Genomic DNA, 526 nt, shown 5'->3' on the forward strand with positions numbered 1-526 from the left:
TTTAGCAATAGCGTCGTCTTCCAATCCTTCTGTTCTCCTGCCTGCAAAGCAATAGATAGCGAAAGAACAGGATACAGATTAGAGGCCGCCAATTTATCGGTGATCGCATGACTGCCAAAGGTGGGAACCGTCCACAGAGGACCAAGCGTATTCGTCTGTTCCTGATCCACCACGATAGCATGAGTATCTTTCACACCATAATCAGCCGCTAATGCGTCAAGGTTTTTCCAGCTAGACCCCATGTTCGGGTGAAATCCTAACGCCATAAAAAGCTTTCCACCGTCATTCAGATACGTACGAATACTCTTCAGTTCCGTCACGCTAATATCCCGTTCGGGTCCGACAATAGCCAATACAGACGCATCTTTGGGCACACTACCCGCTTGATTGAGCTGAACTTCCTCTGCTTTCACATTATCTTGCGCCAGCGAGCTGCTTAATTCGGTCATTTGGGACAAAGGAATTTCCTCATGCCCTGTCAGAAAAACCACTTTCCCTTGGCGGGTAGACGATAATGCCAGCAGTC

The 526-nt window shown here is 48.1% G+C and carries 1 protein-coding gene; it reads right to left on the reverse strand.

Annotated elements, in window-relative coordinates:
• A partial coding sequence (locus AC27IT_RS28205; RefSeq protein WP_487092320.1) for a Gldg family protein occupies positions 1-526 on the reverse strand: 526 nt, incomplete at both ends.

The organism is Brevibacillus sp. YAE8 (assembly GCF_057543335.1).